The organism is Cognatundibacterium luofuense, from assembly GCF_018139685.1.
In the GTDB taxonomy this organism is placed as follows: Bacteria; Pseudomonadota; Gammaproteobacteria; order Burkholderiales; family Burkholderiaceae_D; genus Undibacterium; species Undibacterium luofuense.
Map to the genome: position 1 here is coordinate 1 of NZ_JAGSPN010000051.1, position 734 is coordinate 734.

Annotated in this window: 1 protein-coding gene; it reads right to left on the reverse strand. The window is 47.8% G+C overall.

Annotation, left to right across the window (positions count from 1 at the left end; translation table 11 throughout):
* Window positions 1-112 precede the first annotated feature (112 nt).
* Window positions 113-436, reverse strand: coding sequence for a preprotein translocase subunit YajC (yajC, locus tag KDM89_RS19225; protein ID WP_162020438.1), 324 nt, complete (start codon window positions 434-436; stop codon window positions 113-115).
* Window positions 437-734 lie beyond the last annotated feature (298 nt).

Consider the following 734-nt stretch of genomic DNA (forward strand, 5'->3'; position numbering starts at 1 on the left):
ATCAGGACATACTTCCAGAGTGAATAGCGATTCATAATTATCTAAGAATGGGATGCTGAAAAGCACAACGCAGTCCACATTAAACATGGACTGCGTTGCCTGTACGATGCGCTTAAATCGCCTTGATTGTGCCTTTTGGCAGCAGGGTCGAAATCGCGATTTTCTGCACCACGACTTCGGTACCGTTAGCGACTTCCAGCGTGACATAGCTTTCGTTCACCTTGGTCACACGACCCAGTATGCCACCGGCGGTGACGACTTCATCATTCTTTGCCAGCGCATCCATCATGGATTTCTGTTCTTTCTGGCGCTTCATCTGTGGACGTATCATCAGGAAATACAGCACCACAAACATCAACACCAGTGGCAAGAAACTCATCAGACCACCATCGACACCTGCACCCGCAGTTTGCGCATAAGCGTTAGAAATAAACACGTTCAGACTCCAATCGTTGTAATAATCCACAGTATGTGATCAAACCGATAATCAAACCGACATACTGTTTTCGTTGCAATTCCAGATAAGCAGGATGGCAAATACCCGTCAGGCGGAAACTGATCCGGGCGGATGAGCCAGCTCTACGCGACTGCGCAAGTCAACTCTCCGGGAGGAATCACCGCAAGCCCACATCTGATGCCAAAAGCCATTTTTTCAATTGGCAAAGCGCCACATTCTAGCACCCGCTATCGAAAAAACTGCGTTTTCCTGCTTTTTACTACCCTTTCCTGCTTTT